The organism is Ligilactobacillus acidipiscis (genome assembly GCF_900116935.1).
GTDB lineage: Bacteria > Bacillota > Bacilli > Lactobacillales > Lactobacillaceae > Ligilactobacillus > Ligilactobacillus acidipiscis.
Genome location: NZ_LT630287.1, coordinates 487,170 through 503,629 on the forward strand (window position 1 = coordinate 487,170; position 16,460 = coordinate 503,629).

At 39.3% G+C, this 16,460-nt stretch carries 13 protein-coding genes and 2 pseudogenes; 13 read left to right on the forward strand and 2 right to left on the reverse strand.

All coding sequences use genetic code 11. The features are described 5' to 3' along the window. Positions 1-163 precede the first annotated feature (163 nt). From BQ5903_RS02190 to BQ5903_RS02240, 11 genes and pseudogenes are all read left to right on the forward strand, one after another. Positions 164-742, forward strand: coding sequence for a DJ-1 family glyoxalase III (locus BQ5903_RS02190; protein ID WP_079578662.1), 579 nt, complete (start codon positions 164-166; stop codon positions 740-742). Positions 743-790: 48 nt separating this feature from the next. Continuing rightward, the gene (locus tag BQ5903_RS02195) at positions 791-1,663 is read left to right on the forward strand and encodes a hypothetical protein (protein WP_079578664.1); all 873 of its coding nucleotides are present in this window, start codon (positions 791-793) and stop codon (positions 1,661-1,663) included. A 476-nt stretch (positions 1,664-2,139) separates the two neighbouring features. Next, positions 2,140-3,525, forward strand: a pseudogene (ltrA, locus tag BQ5903_RS02200) (group II intron reverse transcriptase/maturase). Between the two features lie 263 nt (positions 3,526-3,788). Then, a complete protein-coding gene (locus BQ5903_RS02205; protein ID WP_010498827.1) occupies positions 3,789-4,691 on the forward strand; it encodes a DegV family protein in 903 nt (300 codons plus the stop codon). Positions 4,692-4,844: 153 nt separating this feature from the next. Beyond that, positions 4,845-6,248 carry a C69 family dipeptidase gene (locus BQ5903_RS02210; RefSeq protein ID WP_079578666.1) on the forward strand — a complete coding sequence of 468 codons (1,404 nt, stop codon included), beginning with the start codon at positions 4,845-4,847 and terminating at the stop codon, positions 6,246-6,248. A gap of 424 nt (positions 6,249-6,672) precedes the next feature. Continuing rightward, positions 6,673-7,317, forward strand: a complete 645-nt coding sequence (locus BQ5903_RS02215; RefSeq protein WP_010498831.1) for an NAD(P)H-hydrate epimerase — start codon at positions 6,673-6,675, stop codon at positions 7,315-7,317. A 178-nt stretch (positions 7,318-7,495) separates the two neighbouring features. Next, positions 7,496-7,804, forward strand: a complete 309-nt coding sequence (locus tag BQ5903_RS02220; protein WP_035631397.1) for an ArsR/SmtB family transcription factor — start codon at positions 7,496-7,498, stop codon at positions 7,802-7,804. A gap of 87 nt (positions 7,805-7,891) precedes the next feature. Beyond that, positions 7,892-8,782, forward strand: a complete 891-nt coding sequence (locus tag BQ5903_RS02225) for a cation diffusion facilitator family transporter (RefSeq protein ID WP_010498835.1) — start codon at positions 7,892-7,894, stop codon at positions 8,780-8,782. Between the two features lie 193 nt (positions 8,783-8,975). After that, positions 8,976-9,224 (forward strand): annotated as a pseudogene (locus BQ5903_RS02230) (SDR family oxidoreductase); the annotation flags it as partial. Positions 9,225-9,494: 270 nt separating this feature from the next. Continuing rightward, positions 9,495-10,520: an acyltransferase family protein gene (locus BQ5903_RS02235; RefSeq protein WP_079578670.1), complete on the forward strand. Its 1,026-nt coding sequence runs from the start codon at positions 9,495-9,497 to the stop codon at positions 10,518-10,520. Positions 10,521-10,635: 115 nt separating this feature from the next. After that, entirely contained in the window at positions 10,636-11,502 is an 867-nt protein-coding gene (locus tag BQ5903_RS02240; RefSeq protein WP_010498840.1) for an alpha/beta hydrolase, read from the forward strand. A 206-nt stretch (positions 11,503-11,708) separates the two neighbouring features. Here BQ5903_RS02240 and treC read toward each other — a convergent pair whose 3' ends face one another. Both treC and treR read right to left on the reverse strand, forming a co-directional pair. Next, positions 11,709-13,379: an alpha,alpha-phosphotrehalase gene (gene treC, locus BQ5903_RS02245; RefSeq protein ID WP_079578672.1), complete on the reverse strand. Its 1,671-nt coding sequence runs from the start codon at positions 13,377-13,379 to the stop codon at positions 11,709-11,711. A gap of 43 nt (positions 13,380-13,422) precedes the next feature. Further along, positions 13,423-14,151 (reverse strand): trehalose operon repressor, encoded by a 729-nt coding sequence (treR, locus tag BQ5903_RS02250; RefSeq protein WP_056971369.1) that lies wholly within the window; start codon positions 14,149-14,151, stop codon positions 13,423-13,425. Between the two features lie 276 nt (positions 14,152-14,427). On the opposite strand from treR, the gene BQ5903_RS12550 reads away from it, so the two are divergent. Both BQ5903_RS12550 and BQ5903_RS02260 read left to right on the forward strand, forming a co-directional pair. Further along, a complete protein-coding gene (locus BQ5903_RS12550) occupies positions 14,428-14,910 on the forward strand; it encodes a PTS sugar transporter subunit IIA (protein ID WP_079578674.1) in 483 nt (160 codons plus the stop codon). 13 nt (positions 14,911-14,923) lie between these two features. Further along, complete coding sequence (locus tag BQ5903_RS02260) at positions 14,924-16,402, forward strand: PTS transporter subunit EIIC (RefSeq protein WP_079578676.1); 1,479 nt, start codon at positions 14,924-14,926, stop codon at positions 16,400-16,402. Positions 16,403-16,460 lie beyond the last annotated feature (58 nt).

Sequence of the window (16,460 nt, forward strand, 5' to 3'; positions counted from 1 at the left end):
TATGAATAATCCAGGTTAGTAAAAATGTTAAGTGAATTTTGCTAATATTAAATTCATGAACACTCTTTTCATTGTATTGAAAAATTCGTACTATTCGAAAAAAACGGGCAAATGAATTAAAATAGAAATGTAAGAAATTATTGCAAGGAAGGGGAAATTAATTATGACAAAAACTGCTGCAGTTATGCTTGCAGATGGATGTGAGGAGGTTGAGGCTTTAAGTCCGGTAGATGTTCTCCGTCGTTTGGGTGCTAAAATAGATATGGTCGGGTTAGACAAATTGAAAATAACTTCGGCTCACGGGGTTACTTTGACTTGCGATAAAATTATGGATGATAGTTTACTGGATTATGATGTAGTGATTTTTCCTGGTGGAACTACTGGTGCTAAAAATTTACGCGATAACGATCAGTTGATGGGTTTGATGCAAAAACGTGCCCAACAAAGCAAGTGGAATGCGGCCATGTGCGCTGCGCCAACAGCATTTTCACGTTATGGATTGTTGGACGGCCACAAGTATACGGTTTTTCCAGGACTTGAAGGGCAAATTCAAGACGAAGCGAAGAATGCAACACATACTACTAATATTGTTGAAATTGATAAGGATGCTAACTTGATAACAAGTCGTGGGCCAGCAACTGCATTTGCTTATAGTTATGCAATTGCTGAAAGTCTGGGATATGATACAGCTGATGTAAGAGAGGCTATGCAGTACAATTATTTGGCTGGCAATATTAAATAAGCATTTTGTGAAGAGCTAACAACTGATAGATAATTGGGGGAGTTCCAAATGAAAAAAACAATCCTAAAAGTAACAGTTGCATTTCTTGCTTTAACTTTAGCTGGTTGCGGAACTACAAAAGATAATTCAAAAAGTGATTCTTCGACTAGCGTGAAAACAGAGAAAAAGCAAGTTAAAAAAACAGCTTCAACAAGCAACTCACAAAAGAAAGCTAGTAAAACAGCTAGTTCGCAAACAAGTCAAGCTCCTGCTAGATCCAATTCACAAGGTTCGACAACTAACAATGGACAACAACAGGTACCATCAACTAATGAACCGCGGTTGGTCACTCTTAACGGTGATTTGAATCGGACTTTGGGTCATGTGTTGTTACCGCAAAAAGACGGTTTAGGGCAAGACAACTCCAGGTTGAATATTAGATTTTCTGGGGATAGTGTTAACTATGTTATTAACTATAGTGTAGGCGGTAAGACACGTCCCTTAAATGATCCAGCTTTGCAAAACGAAACACCGTACGCGACATTAACTAAAAAAACGTATAGTTCATTTGCACAGGCACAAGCTGCGGTTAATTATCATTCAAGCAGTGATGATCAAGGCTTGCCAAGGATTGATCTAGGTCATGATATTTCTGGAACGATCGATGCAGGTGCAGGTAATAGGTATCTCCACTGGAATGAGGGGAAATGGTCCCTTGTCGTTCATGCAGACGCGGTAAATGGAGAAGACCCAAAGTCAATGGCCAAACAGGTCGTTGAGTTGCTGGAGAGTTCCTATTTGCCAGCCCCAAATAGTGTAGGTGCTGGCGAGTTTGAAGTAAGTGGTAACAATAAGCTGACCTGGCAAGATGGTCAGATTGTTTATTCATTGAAAGGGCAAAGTGTACAGACGATCATTACGATGGCTGCAAGTATGAAATAAACGCAAAGGATAAAGAAAAAGCGGATCAAATTCGCTTTTTTTGTTAGGTGCGCCCGGCATGGGCAGTAACTAGGCGGTGTAAGTCCGCTGTGAGCCGTAGTGGCCGGTATCACGAGTCGAAGACAAGGGTGTCTATCGTGAGGTAGAATCTGAAGGAAGTCCTAGACGAAACATCGAATCGATGAACAAGAAGTGGCTAAAAGGCTGGAAACGGTGGGATGAGATTGCCTAACAAAGCGAAGTCCCTGACCACTCGAAACCGTCACAGTAAAGCCAACGGTTTGATGCGAAAGCTACTGCTCTTACCCGGGGAGGTCTATCATGGTAGTTCTCTCAAGCTGGAAGTTATTTCTGGCAGGAACAGGCTCAATAGTAATGTTGAGTTGTCCATGACAGAAGTCAGCCGAGGCCATAGTAGCCAGTAATGGTGAAGGGCTGAACAACAATAATTTTGATTCATCCTGGAGGTGGAAACAATGCGACAATCGCAGAAAACAGAAAATAAAGCTGACTACCTGCGGAGGGTAACCCTGGAAGGGTCAGAGCAAACAGGAGCGCGTAGCGTTGTTTCTGGTGAAAAGAGAACTCAAAATGGCTTATTACGTGAGAAGGTCTTAGACCGGAATAATTTAAATCGGGCCTTTGTCCATGTCAAGCGTAATAAAGGGGCTGGAGGAATTGACGGCATGTCCGTTGAGGAACTTGGCCCATACTTGAAAGAGAATAACGTAAAACTAATCGAGGCCTTGCGAACCGAAAGCTATGAACCCCAACCTGTCAAACGAGTTGAGATTCCTAAGCCAGATGGTTCGAAACGTCAGTTAGGAATCCCAACGGTCGTTGACCGTGTGGTTCAACAGGCGTTACAACAGCAACTGTCTCCTATTTTTGAAAGAGTATTCTCAGATAATAGTTATGGTTTTCGACCACACCGCAGTGCACAAAGTGCTGTGAAAAAGGTGGTTGCTTATTATAATCAGGGTTATCACTACGTGGTCGACCTTGATTTAAAGGCATATTTTGACAATGTGAACCATGATTTACTAATTAAATTTGTTGAAAATTACATTAGTGAGCCATGGGTCTTGCATTTGATTCGTAAGTTCTTGACGAGTGGTGTGATGAATGGTCGATTTTTCGAGAAGTCCGCTAAAGGTACACCGTAAGGTGGCAATATTTCACCATTACTAGCAAATATTTATCTGAACGAGCTGGACAAAGAATTGACCAGAAGAGGGCATAAATTTGTACGCTATGCGGATGACTGTAATATCTATGTTAAAAGTAAGCGTGCGGGTGAACGGGTTCTCAAAAGCATCACCCAGTTTTTAGAAAAGGAACTCAAAGTTGAAGTGAATGCAGAAAAGACGCAAGTCGGTTCTCCACTAAGACTGAAGTTTCTAGGTTTTTCTCTGGGTGTGGGACGCAATAGCGCCTACCCGCGTCCTCATCAAAAACCTAAACAGAGAATTAAACAGGAATTGACAAGAATCACCAAGAGAAGCCGAGGCGTCAGCCTTGATAGGATTCTGCATGAAATTAAGCAGAAAATGCAGGGCTGGATCCAATATTATTCCATTGGGAAGATGAAAATCTTTCTCCAACAACTAGACAAATGGTTGCGCTCGCGCATCCGCCAGTATATCTGGAAACAGTGGAAGAATATCGGAACCCGTTATAAAGCATTGATTAAACTAGGCTTGACACCCAAACAGGCGAAAATCTACGTCAATACTCGTAAGGGATACTGGCGCAACGCGCACAGTAAAACACTGTTGATGACCATAACTAATAAAAGACTGGCACAGCGTGGGCTAATAAATCTGTCCAAACTGTACCAGTCTATTCAAGCAAAAGCTTAAGTTGTTGAACCGCCGTATACGGTTCCGTACGTACGGTGGTGTGGGAGGTCGATAGTGTGAACTATCTCCTACCCGATTCTCATTTAGCGTAGAACAGGTGAATAATATCCAACAATAACACGAAAAAATAATCAAGTTTGAATTTTCTGAATTTAGCAAGTGTTGTTTTCTTTGGTGAAGTTTAAACTATTTGATATAATCAGTTGATATTTAGTAAAGGTGGCTTTTAAAAATAAATGTACTCAGAAAAGCGGTGCACATATATGAAAACAGCGGTCGTAACTGATTCAGCCAGTTGTTTAACAGCTAAGGAAAGTGAACAATATAAGATTAAAGTTGTTCCGATCACAGTGATTTTTGAACGACAAACTTATTTAGAAAATATAGATATCACAGCAGCTGCATTTTATGAAAAAATGAAGACGGAAACTACTCTTCCGTCAACAACGCAAATTACACCGGCTCAGATGCAGGAAACCTATGACCAACTAGCAGCAGAAGGGTATGATGCGGTGATCAGTATTCATTTGTCATCGGGCATCACTTCATTTTATCAAAATCTGGTCAACTATTTGCCAGATGTGACAAATATTAAAGTTTACCCTTTTGATTCTCGTCTTGCTGCAGCGGCAGAAGGCGGGATGGCAAAATTGGCTGCCAGATTGGCGGACGCGGGTTATTCGCCTGAAAATATTATTCATGAACTGGAGAAATTCCGTGAAACTACGCGAGCTTACTTAGCGGTCGATGATCTTTCGCATTTGGTTCGAACAGGACGCTTATCTAATGCTTCAAGGTTTGTCGGGAGTTTGTTAAGTATCAAACCGGTTTTGACATTTACTGAAGAGGGAAAAATTTTAGCTCTTCAAAAAGAACGTACTATGAAAAAAGCTTATCGTTCGATCAAAGATAAATTCGCTGATGCTCAAGCTAAAGCACAGGCCCCCTTACGCTTAACTATCATTCATGCTGGAGCTCCCTTGATGGAGGAGCGTTGGTATCATGATATGCAGCAAAGCTTCCCTGAAGTAACGATGGAACAAAGTGAATTAGGGCCAGTGATCGGCGTGCACGTTGGCAGTGGAACGATGGCACTTTTATGGTGTTATGACTGGAAACAGTGGCCGATTGATCCGAATAAAGTTGAAAAGCAAACTAGCTTGTAAAAATGCTGCTCCAAAAATTTTGTCAGTAAATTTTTGGTCTATATTTGCAAAGTAATTGTAGTAGAAGGGAGCATTTTCAAGATAGATTTGATAGAATATTAATGTACGTAACTTACGAAAAGTTATTATTAAGTTTTATAAAGGAGAAGCAAAATGGACAAAATTATTTCTTCATGTACAACGATCCTTGCTGGTAAAAAAGCAACGATCGATGGTTCTACTTTAGTGGCACGGACTGAAGACCACAGTGACGACGCTGAACCACAAAAATTTATCGTGGTTGAACCAAAAGATCAACCAAAACATTACTCTTCAAAGCTTTCGAAGTTTGAAATTGATTTGCCTGACAAACCATTGCGTTATACAGCAACACCAGACTCAGATAACTCACATGGTATTTGGGCCGGTGCAGGTATTAATAGCGAGAATGTCGCAATGTCAGCGACTGAAACTATTACAACAAACTCACGCATCCTGGCTGTTGATCCATTAGTTAAGGATGGCTTTGGAGAAGAAGATATGCCGACGCTTGTCCTTCCATACATTCATTCTGCCCGTGAAGGCGTTCAAAGAATGGGTGATCTTTTAACACAATATGGGACATATGAATACAATGGGATGGCTTTTTCAGATAAGGATGAAGTTTGGTATTTAGAAACTTACGGTGGACATCATTGGGCTGCCATTCGTATTCCAGACGATGCTTACGTGGTTGCGCCTAACCGCTTGAACATTGATAACTTTGATTTCGGTTCTCCAGACGCAATGTACTCTGAAGATTTGGAACAATTGATCAATGACAACTTCATGAATCCAGATGATGAAGGTTACAATTTCCGTCATATCTTTGGTTCAGCAACGATCAAGGATACTCGTTACAATGATCCTCGTGCATGGTATATTCAATCATACTTTACACCAAGTGTTGAACAGGATCCTCAAGACCAAGATCTGCCATTCATTTGTCATGCTGACCGTAAATTAGCGATCGAAGACCTCAAGTGGGCTATGAGCTCTCATTACCAAAATACTGTCTTTGACCGTTATGGTGAAGGCGAATTAGAAGATAAGACACTCTTCCGTCCAGTTGGTATCAACCGGAACGAAGAAAGTCATATTTTGCAGATCAGAAATAATGTACCTGAAGAAGTTGCCGCTATTCATTGGTTAGGATTTGGTCCAAATACCTTTAACTCATTTGTACCATTTTTGATCAATATTACTGATACACCAGCTTCTTTTAAAGATGCAACTGCAGAATATGATCCTAACACTGCTTATTGGTTGTCACGGACATTGGGAACATTTGGCGACACAAATTACTCATTGTATAGTGATCTTGAATCTGACTTTGAACAGACAACACAAGCACAATGTCGTGCAATCATTGACCGTGTGACAAAAGAAGCTAAGGATGCTCAAGATATTGATGACTTATCAACTAAGGCTAACCAAGAAATGGCTGATATCTACATTAAGGAAAGCAAAAAATTACTTGGTAAGATGGTCACAGTCGGGTCAGCTCGGATGAAGCTAAAGTTCTCGTTGTTGGACTAAAATAGAGAGTACCAAATCTAAAGGAAACTCGGAAATTATGATAAAAGTCGTTATTGTCGAGGTGATTTTGGGGAAGGTTTTGTAACGAGTAACTTTACTAAGTTCCAGTATGAATCAAGTCAGCTAAAACCTGAAAATTAGTAACCTGTCAGTCCTGCTTATTTTAGCGGGAAACTGACAGGTTTTTTATTTTTTTAGGCAGCTTGAGTGAACAAAAGTCTAATAGTGCTTAACTTTTACCCGCTTCACTTCACCTTGTTTTTAAAAAAAAGAAAAAATTGTTAAGTTGAAATATGAGTAGTAGGCTGCTAAGTTCCAACAGTAAAAAGACCTGGATCATTCTAACAAGCTTTTACCCCGATTTTTATGATATGCAAGTGTTATCATACAAGTAGAGAGTTAAACAAAAGAGGAGGCATGTGCTTTGACTAAATCAATTTCAGTCGAAAAATCACGGCAATTAGACCAAAAAACTATTAATGAAGTAGGCATTCCATCGCTGGTCTTGATGGAACGTGCGGCTTTGAAAATATATGAAGATATGTTGGCAAATGATGTGCTTGATTTAACTAAAGTTCTAGTCATTGCAGGCAGCGGGAATAATGGCGGGGATGCTTTAGTAGTTGCACGTCTGCTAGAAACACACGGTTTTGATACCAGTATTTTATTAGTGGGTAAGCCTAAACATCGTAGCGAGCAAATGGAAAAACAGCTTAAGATCTGTGAGTATTATAATGTAAAGCAGGTCTTCTTGGATGAAGATTTTAGCAAATACACTATGATAGTTGATGGATTATTTGGCAGTGGTCTTTCGCGTAATGTTAGTGGCGACTTTGCCACAGTCATTGATCACGCCAATGCCTCAGGGGTCAAGATCCATGCGATCGACATTCCATCGGGACTAAATGGCGATACTGGTCAAGTGATGGGGACAGCCATTAAAGCAACCAGTACTTCAACTTTGGCCTATGTCAAAGATGGTATGGTCAAACAAGGTGCACAAGATTATACTGGTCAAATTTTTATCGATGATATCGGGATCTATTTAGATGACCACTACGAAGAATAGCAAAACTATGTCTGGGACTGTCGCTTTTTCGATAGTCCTTTTTATGACTAAAAAGAAGAATAAATTAAAATACTTGGCAATTTTTGCTCTGCATTAAAAAAAGAAGTGTTATTAGTTGATTTTTTTGTATCCGTTTCATATGATATATGTAACATATGACATATAAAAAGGACGGGGAATGCATGTGCGAGTTAGTAAGCTAAACGACAATGATGCTGTTCGAGCACAACAAATATTTAAGAGTTTGAGTAATCCGGTTCGAATGAAACTCTTGTACGTTTTAGAAGATGGCAAACAGAATGTTTCGATGATCGCGGAACAGTTGGATCTGGAACAATCCGTGGTATCACATCAACTGGCAACTTTAAGGAACAACCATTTAGTTGCCAGTGAGCGGATCGGTAAGCAAGTTTTTTATGAACTGGATGATCGTCATGTTTTGAGCATTTTAGATAGTGTCATGGAACATGTCCAACATATTGAATAAAAAGGTATGTCTGAAGGCAGGTTGCACCGCAATACATCTTTCCTGTATTTTTGATGCACAGGTATAAAAATATGAGGGGTGACAGTCATGAATGAGACAAGGCTGAACAAAGCCAAATTAACTAGCAGAAAGTATCAGATCGGGATCACGCTCAATATTGTTTTTATCATAGTAGAGTTTATTTTTGGTGGGGTCGCTAATTCGATTGCTTTGGTGACCGATGCGGTACACAATATGGCGGATGTGTTATCTTTGGTAATATCTTTGATAGCCATTTATTTAATGAATAAGAAACCAACTAAGCGTCATACTTACGGTTTTTATAACACCACTATCATGTCGGCTATGATCAATTCAGTGATCTTATTTGTCAGTTTAGGTATTGTTATTTGGGAGTCAATAGTTCGTTTATCTACTCAGTCAGCGGGTTCTCAGCCTGTCGGATGGCTGGTTGCAGTAGTTGCTTTGAGTGGTGTAGTGATCAATGGTCTTACCGCAGTTTTGATGAATGGCAGTAAAGAGTTAAATGATCGGTCTAACTTTTGGCATTTTTTCGGAGATACTTTGCTGAGTGTAGCTGTTTTTGCAGCAGGTTTGATCATTAGTCTCACTGACTGGGATTGGTTAGACCCTACAATTTCAATTATTGCTGCTTTGTTTATTTTGTTTGAGTCATGGAGTGTTTTAAAAGAATCTTTTGAAATGTCTACTAATGCTGTACCGCAGCGGTTAGAAAGTGCTGATATCGAAGGGTATTTATTAGGATTTGCGCATGTAGTAGCAATCAATGATCTGCATATTTGGCCGTTATCAACGACTGAAACTGCCTTATCTGCCCATATTGAGATCGATCAGAAGGCAGATTATTTTAAAACACTCGATCAGATAACAAATGGAGTCGAAGAAAAGTTTCAAATTGGGCACGTTACAGTGCAGTTGGAAACTTGCGACAAAGAGCACTGCGAGACTAAAATTTAGTAAATTAGGAATAATTTAACTATTACTAAAATGAGCTGCATACAGGATAATGGCGAACTCATTTTATTCTTACTTTTAAAAGCGCTTCCGCTTCTATTGGAGCGTTTGTTGGTGAGGTACTACTACTGGTTGGAGTGTAGCATATAGCGCAGATAGGGGTGCTGTTCGCTCGCTAACGAAATTTACTGCTCAGAAATTTGGCAAAAATCATCTCCGGGTCAACTCAGTTCATCCTGGTTCAACATTTACAAGGATGGCACAGAAAGCTGGCATTAAAACTAAGGATAAAATAGGCAAGGCTTATGATGGGAAGGTTGCTTTACCGCCCTTTGTAGCAGATAGTGATATTGATTATGCCTATCCTTATTTAGTTTCTGATGAATCAAATCTTGTGACTGGCGAAGAATTAGTAGTTGATGGCGGCTGGACAACTAACTTTTAGAGAGCTTGAACAGTTAACTTACAAAAACTTTTAATTGAAGAAATAAAAAATTCTTAATGGGTATTTTTTATTTTGCCATTAAGAATTTTTATTTGTGCTAAAAGCTAATTTTTAGCGGTTATTTTTCTTAACTTTTTTTCAATTTTAGATCCAGTGAGCAGTTAAATATTAGTTTTTTTGAAAAAAATGATATATTTTAAGAGTTAGGTATTAGAAAAGAGGTCTTTTATAAATCGTTAATTTTGAGTTAAGAAGGTGCAGTCTACTTTTATGGGCGCTAAGAAAAGGATACTTTGGGTCGACTATGCAAAATGTATTGGTATTATTGCCGTAGTTGCGGGGCATGCCATAAATAATGTCTCAGAAAAATCTTTAGATGTGGCCTATAATGCGATTTATTGGTGGCATATGCCACTTTTTTTCATGATGGGCGGTTTTTTTTTAAAGCAAATTACTTTTGATCGTGCAGGCTGGAGTTATTTGCTGAGCCATCGGATCAAGCCTTTGATCACAGCATATTTTATCAATGGTTCAATATTGATCGTTTTAAGTCATTTCTTTCGACAGCAGTCTTGGGACTATACTTTTTTATATTTTGGTAGGTTGATTTATGGTGGGAGCACCTTAAATAATTATTTAAGTGCTTTTTGGTACATGACCACCTACGCGATCACTGTTTTTTTGACAACATTGTTGATTTCGTTTGTGAAAAATATCTGGTTGCAATTTATTATCGCCATCGGTTGCTTCTTTTTGGGGGTATCATTACAGGATGTGACATTCATGGGGAATTATTCTTTTCCATGGGATGCCCAAATTGCATTATTGGCAATCTTTTGGATGCTGTTGGGATATTATTTCTTTAAATTATTTCCGAAGGTTCACTGGAAAAATAAATTGATTTTTGGCGGGCTGGGTTTAACGCTGTTTGTTTTTCTGATATATTTATATGCTAAAGGAAAGTTAGATTTTGTATTATGGCTGAAATCCTCAAACATTCATAGTGGTTTCCAAGCTTTTATTATTCCGCCATTGCTCTGTTTGGTTGTTTTTATTATTGCGGAAGCAATCGAACGAGCAGGTGGTTTTATCCCACTGAAATTTATCGGTCAAAATACTGATATTATTATGTTTTATCATCGAGCTGCTTTTGATATAACGACTTTAGCTTCTTTTACGGATAATTGGTATTTCAGGATCATAGTTGGTTTAATAGCACCGATTCTTTTGGCTTGGACAATTCAATGGTTAAAAAATAATAGGTTCAAGCGTAAAAAAACAGCACAAGATCGATGACAGTAGTTGTTTTTGGATAGTTGCAGTTTGGCAGTTCAGTTACAAAAACATTAGGAAGGAAGAGTTATTCATTAACAAGTGGCGTCAGTGGAGTAAAATTGTAATACTTGTAGGTGTGGGGCTCTTATTTGCTGGTGGATTGATCTGGGCTGGACATACTTACCAACAGAGACAAAAAACTAGTGGTTATGAAATGTCAACGACTCCAACCATTTTTATGCATGGCTGGTCGAGCAGCATCCGTGCTGAAGAACCACTAGTTAGAACAGCTGCTGAAAATCGGATAGCGACTGAAGAAGTGGTGATCCATGTTACCAAAAATAATAAGTTGAAAGTCCAGGGTAATCTGAGACATAAGAAGAACAATCCTCTTATTTTGGTTCAGTTTGATAATAATCGTGTTGGCGAATTTCGTTACGCGCGCGGCTTGCATCGAATTGTGATGTATTTACAAGAAAAGTATGACCTTAAAGAATTTAATGTGGTCGGTCACTCGATGGGAGCTTATGCTTGGGTTTATTATGCGTTGTATTGGGGCGCGGACCCAGATTTGCCGCGACTCAATAAAATGGTGGTACTGGCAGGACCATATGACGGTATTATTAACAAAGGACATGCTAACCAGCCGACAAACGGCGAACTGGCAGGCTTATGGGATGATTCCCCGCGGGCTAACATTTTGCGAAAAAATGGCAAACCCAAAATAATTCATGATGAGTACAAGGTATTGTTAAAACAACGAAATGATTTTCCTAAAAATACGCGGGTATTGAATATTTATGGTGATTTAGAAGATGGAACTAATTCTGATGGTTTGGTTTCTGTTCCTTCAGTACGATCATTACGCTATTTAGTAGATGATCGAGCAAAATCGTACGAAGAATATAAAGTCAAAGGCAAGCAGGGGCAACATAGCCGCTTGCATATCGATAATCCGGCGGTCAGCGATAAATTGACGGATTATTTGTGGAAGAAAAAATAAAGAAGTACGCAACAAAAGCCGGTCAAAACTTAGGTACTAGTGAGCTAAAACAATATAGTATGTATTTTGCACTATGTGGCGCTAACTGGATAAGTAAAAATTTCTGGCTTGTGGAATCCGACTAACAATAAGGACATGCCTCTGGTAAAAAGAGCTGCTGCTTTCCTAAAAAATGGGGAAACAGCAGCTCTTTTTGAACTGAAGTTTTATTTTGTTTTATAAACAAGTGCCTCGTATGGCCTAAGCGTCACTTGAGCTGGTAACTCAAGTGTTTCTTCATGATGTTTATAGTTACTTAAAAATACTTTGCCTCGTTGTTTTATTAATTCTTGCGGTAATGTTACTATTGCTTGTTCTCCATAAAAATTAACTAAAACTATTAGTTTTTCAGTAGTGTCAGCTAGCCATCTTTCATAGGCAAAAACTTGCTGGTGGTCTGGTAACAGTTGCTTGAAATGACCAGCAGAAATCAGCTCTTCTGACTTGCGGAGTTTGATCAGCTGTTGGTAATAGTTAAATATCACGCCATGCTTTAGCTCATCTTTAACGTTGATCCGCCTTTGATCAGTTGGTCTGAGCCACGGTTTGGCGGTTGAAAATCCAGCATTTTTGGAATTATTCCAATGCATAGGCACGCGCGAGTTATCACGGGCCTTTTTTTGAATGTGTGCGAAAGCCTGTTTCGAGCTCAGCCCTTGTTTTTGTAAACTGCGATAGGCGTTTAAAGCCTCGATATCAACATAATCAGTAATTGAATCATAATCCGGATCGATCATCCCCAATTCTTCACCCATATAAATATAGGGTGTTCCACGCAGCAAATGGAGAGCAGTTGCCAAAGCTGTAGCTGATTTTTCACGGTATTTGTTAGGATCGCCAAAACGATTTAAAGCCCACGGCTGATCATGGTTATTCCAAAATAAGGCATTCCATCCACCGCCTTGATCCATTGCTTCTTGCCATTCACATAATGTTTGTTTGAGTTTGGTAAAATCAAATGGAATAGTGTCCCATTTATTGCCGTTTTTATAATCAACTTTCAAATGGTGAAAGGTGAAAATCATAGATAGTTCATTTTCACTGGGAGTAGAGTATTCTACCGAAGTTTTGACATTTGCGGAAGACATTTCTCCGACTGTCACACTATTTTGATCTTTTCCAAAACTATTGTGATTAAGTTCCTTTAAATATTTATGAACCACTGGGGTATCGGTATATAGTGCTTTTTCTTCAACAGGGTCAGTTGAATCCACTAATTGTTCACTTTTCCCCGTGACATTGATGACATCAAAGCGAAAACCATGAACTCCTTTTGCTCGCCAAAAGTTGACGACTTTGGCGGCTTCTTGTCGAACTGCGGGGTTGTGCCAGTCAAGGTCGGCTTGAGTCGGATCATACAGGTGAAGATAATAGAGACCAGTATTGCCAAATTTGCTCCAAGCAGGTCCGCCAAACTTAGATGTCCAATTAGTCGGCAGTTCACCATTTGTTTTTGCCGGACGCAGGTAAAAATATTCCTGGTATTTTTTGTCACCAGCTAAAGCTTTTTGAAACCAAGCGTTATCAGTCGAACAATGGTTTAAAACCATGTCCAGCATGATACCAATATTCATTGCTTTAAGTTTAGAAACTAATTCTTCGAAGTCTGCCATCGTTCCAAACTGTGGATCAATGTGATAATAATCAGCTATATCGTAACCATTGTCGTTTTGAGGTGAAACGAAAAAGGGATTGAACCAGATCATGTCGACGTTTAGTTTTGCAATATAGGGCAGTTTTTCAATAATACCGCGTAAATCGCCGATCCCGTCATTGTTACTATCGTAAAATGATTTCGGATAGATCTGATAGATCACTTTTTTACCTAAATCTGTCATAAATAGGACTCCTTCCAGTTAAAGAAAATTCAGCAGTTCTTTTTTAGATCCGCTTTCTGCGTGCGAAATCGGTGAATTTGAATTTATCAGGTCTGTGATATGATTCTGTCAGTTGGACCAAGGTGGTGTCATCTAAGTAGGTCATACTGCGAACAGCTACGACCATGTCTCGATCAGTTAAATTTAATAGTTTTTTTTGTTCTACATTTGGTTTTTCAACGGTTACTTCTTTTGTAGCGTAAGAGATCCGTAAGCCGAGCTGGCCCTCGAGATATTCATATAAGGAATTTGTGGCTTCTGCAGTCGGTACTTTCTGGATCGGCGGATCAAGCAGATAATCAATATCCAAGACTGACGGTTCTCCATTTACGATGCGCAAACGTTCCAAAAAAGTTGCTCGCTGGTCATTGTCTACTCCACGAGCTAAGAAGTATTCAGGAACGCTGGCAGGTTTATTTTGTAGAACTTTTGTTTGGGCATTCATCGCTTGCGAACTGTTTAATTCTTTAAAGCTGGTGATCCCAGAAATTGGAAAGGTGTAGCGTTGAATGTCTAGGACGATCGAGCCCTTACCTTTTATTTTTTGAATCAATCCTAAATCATTTAACTCATTTAAAGCTTTACGGATCGTTTCACGTGATGCACCATAAAGGTCTGTGAGCTGATTTTCGCTGGGTAAATATGTTCCAGGCCGATACTGACCGTATTTAATTTTAGAAATAATGTCTCTTGCAATGATCAATTGTTTACTACGATTTACTTTCAAAACCATCACTCCTGTTTTTCTACCAGTTTTAGTTCACTAATGAAAAACTTTAAGCTGCTGGGTAGAAATATTATATATGGCTCATTTTTGTATCTGTTCATTGTTTATTATAACAAATGTGTATATACAAGCAATGATTTTAATGAATACGCTTTAATTTATTTGCGGAGTTGTGCTATGACAAATAATATTATGAAACTAAATTATTTTTCTTGACACGTGTATATACAAGTTGTAAGATTGGTTTGAAAAAGAAAACGTTTTATTTAGGAGGTGGCTTTGATGTTTGGATTTAAAAAGAAAAGCTCCAAGATAGAGTTGTTGGCACCAAGTGATGGTGCAGTCATTGATTTGTCTGACACAAGTGATCCTGTCTTTTCTACTGGTGCGATGGGTATCGGCTTCGGGCTTGAACCCACCGATGGTTCTATATATGCGCCAGTTGCAGGTAAAGTTACGTTAATTGCAGAAACTAAACACGCTATCGGATTTGAGACTAATGATGGTTTGGAAGTTTTAATACATTTGGGAATTGATACAGTCGAATTAAAGGGGAGGGCCTTTCAACTTGACGTTAGCCAGGGACAAAGAGTTCAAGCTCATACTAAATTAGGAGTAATGGACCTGCAAAAAATCAAAGATGCTGGTTATAAAACTACGATTTTGACGGTCATCACTAATTCGGGTGAGCTAGACCTTGATTTTGAGCTGACGACTGGCGAAACGCAGTCAGGTCGATTAGTTGCACAAGTTACTAAAAAGTAAGGAGGAATTTAACATGGCAAAGAAAGATTATTCACAGATAGCTGATACCATCGTCAAAAATGTTGGCGGTCAAGGCAATATTAAAAGTTTGATCCATTGTATTTCTCGATTACGTTTTTATTTGAAAGATGAGCAAAAAGCTAATGACGATGTGTTAAAAAATACACCGGGTGTGATCGATGTGATCCATGCTTCCGGACAGTATCAAGTCGTGATAGGCACGGAAGTTACTCATGTGTATGATGCGGTTATGAAAATTTTGGGTCCTGATTTCGCTGATGATATTGGTGATTCAACACAAGAAACAGCTCCAACTGCAGATAATGGTCAGCAAAAGGGAAATATTGTTAGTCGGGCATTCGCTAATTTGATCGGTTTCATCACTGGTTCAATGAGTCCCGTGATCGGTGTGATCGCAGCATCAGGTATTATTAAAGGGTTATTGTCATTATTAACGATGCCGCAGTTGGGCGAATTACTTAAACCAACAAGTACAGTCTATTTGACGGTCAATGCGATGGCGGACTCGGCCTTTTATTTCTTGCCGGTGTTAGTCGGATTCGCAGCCGCAAAAAAATTAAATAGTGATCCGATCGTGGCAGCAGTGATCGGCGGTGTCTTAGCTTATCCGCAAATTGTTGACTGGGGCAAAGGATTTAAAACCATGTTTTCGATCGGTGGGTTCCACTTCCAATTTTTGAATTATACGTATTCGATTTTTCCGATGATCTTAGCTGCTTGGTTAGCTAAACTTTTAGGGGACTGGCTCAATGATCATTTACCAAGTTATTTACAGATGATCTTCACTCCTCTGATCACTATTTTGGTCGTTGCAGCTATTACTTTAGTAGTCACAGGTCCAATTATTCAGGGAATTGCCAACGGTTTAGCTGATTTGATCAACTGGTTAGTTAAAGCATCCGGCTGGGTCGGTGGCCTGGTAATTGGTGGATTTTATCAAGTACTGGTTATCTTTGGATTGCATTGGGGCGTTGTTCCTTTGGTTGCACAGCAAATTTCCGGCAGTGGACAAAGTGCGTTGAATGCCATTATTTCGACAACGATGGTTTCTCAAGGTGCTGCAGTTTTGGCTGTTGCTCTTAAGTCTAAGAAAGATGATCGTAAAACCCTAGGCATTGCTGCTGCAATTTCAGCATTTTGTGGTGTCACAGAGCCGGCTATTTATGGTATTAACCTAAGATTCCGGCGTGTCTTTATTTCTGGCTTGATGGGTTCAGCGGTCGGTGGTTTGATCACTGGCCTGATGCATGGTTCAATGTATGGTTTCACCGGTTCTTTGATCGGTTTTTCATCGTTCTTTAACACCAAAAACCCTGGTGATTTAACCAGTTTCTATGCTTTCTTGCTTTCAAGTTTAGCCGCACTGCTGGTTTCATTTTTAGTAACCTGGTTCTGGGGATACAATGACCAAATGGAAATTGGCACGAAGGTCGCAAAAAAGCAGCGCCCAGGTTCAGCACAGAAAGCTTAATTTGATTAAAAAATACATCGGTGACATGAATGTAAAAATGTCACTGATGTATTTTTTT

Bases quoted from the DNA above. Each gene is read 5' to 3' on its own strand.
- BQ5903_RS02190 (WP_079578662.1), top strand. From the start codon at position 164: ATGACAAAAACTGCTGCAGTTATGCTTGCAGATGGATGTGAGGAGGTT.
- BQ5903_RS02195 (WP_079578664.1), top strand. From the start codon at position 791: ATGAAAAAAACAATCCTAAAAGTAACAGTTGCATTTCTTGCTTTAACT.
- BQ5903_RS02205 (WP_010498827.1), top strand. From the start codon at position 3,789: ATGAAAACAGCGGTCGTAACTGATTCAGCCAGTTGTTTAACAGCTAAG.
- BQ5903_RS02210 (WP_079578666.1), top strand. From the start codon at position 4,845: ATGGACAAAATTATTTCTTCATGTACAACGATCCTTGCTGGTAAAAAA.
- BQ5903_RS02220 (WP_035631397.1), top strand. From the start codon at position 7,496: ATGCATGTGCGAGTTAGTAAGCTAAACGACAATGATGCTGTTCGAGCA.
- BQ5903_RS02225 (WP_010498835.1), top strand. From the start codon at position 7,892: ATGAATGAGACAAGGCTGAACAAAGCCAAATTAACTAGCAGAAAGTAT.
- BQ5903_RS02235 (WP_079578670.1), top strand. From the start codon at position 9,495: ATGGGCGCTAAGAAAAGGATACTTTGGGTCGACTATGCAAAATGTATT.
- treC (WP_079578672.1), bottom strand. From the start codon at position 13,379: ATGACAGATTTAGGTAAAAAAGTGATCTATCAGATCTATCCGAAATCA.
- treR (WP_056971369.1), bottom strand. From the start codon at position 14,151: ATGGTTTTGAAAGTAAATCGTAGTAAACAATTGATCATTGCAAGAGAC.
- BQ5903_RS12550 (WP_079578674.1), top strand. From the start codon at position 14,428: ATGTTTGGATTTAAAAAGAAAAGCTCCAAGATAGAGTTGTTGGCACCA.
- BQ5903_RS02260 (WP_079578676.1), top strand. From the start codon at position 14,924: ATGGCAAAGAAAGATTATTCACAGATAGCTGATACCATCGTCAAAAAT.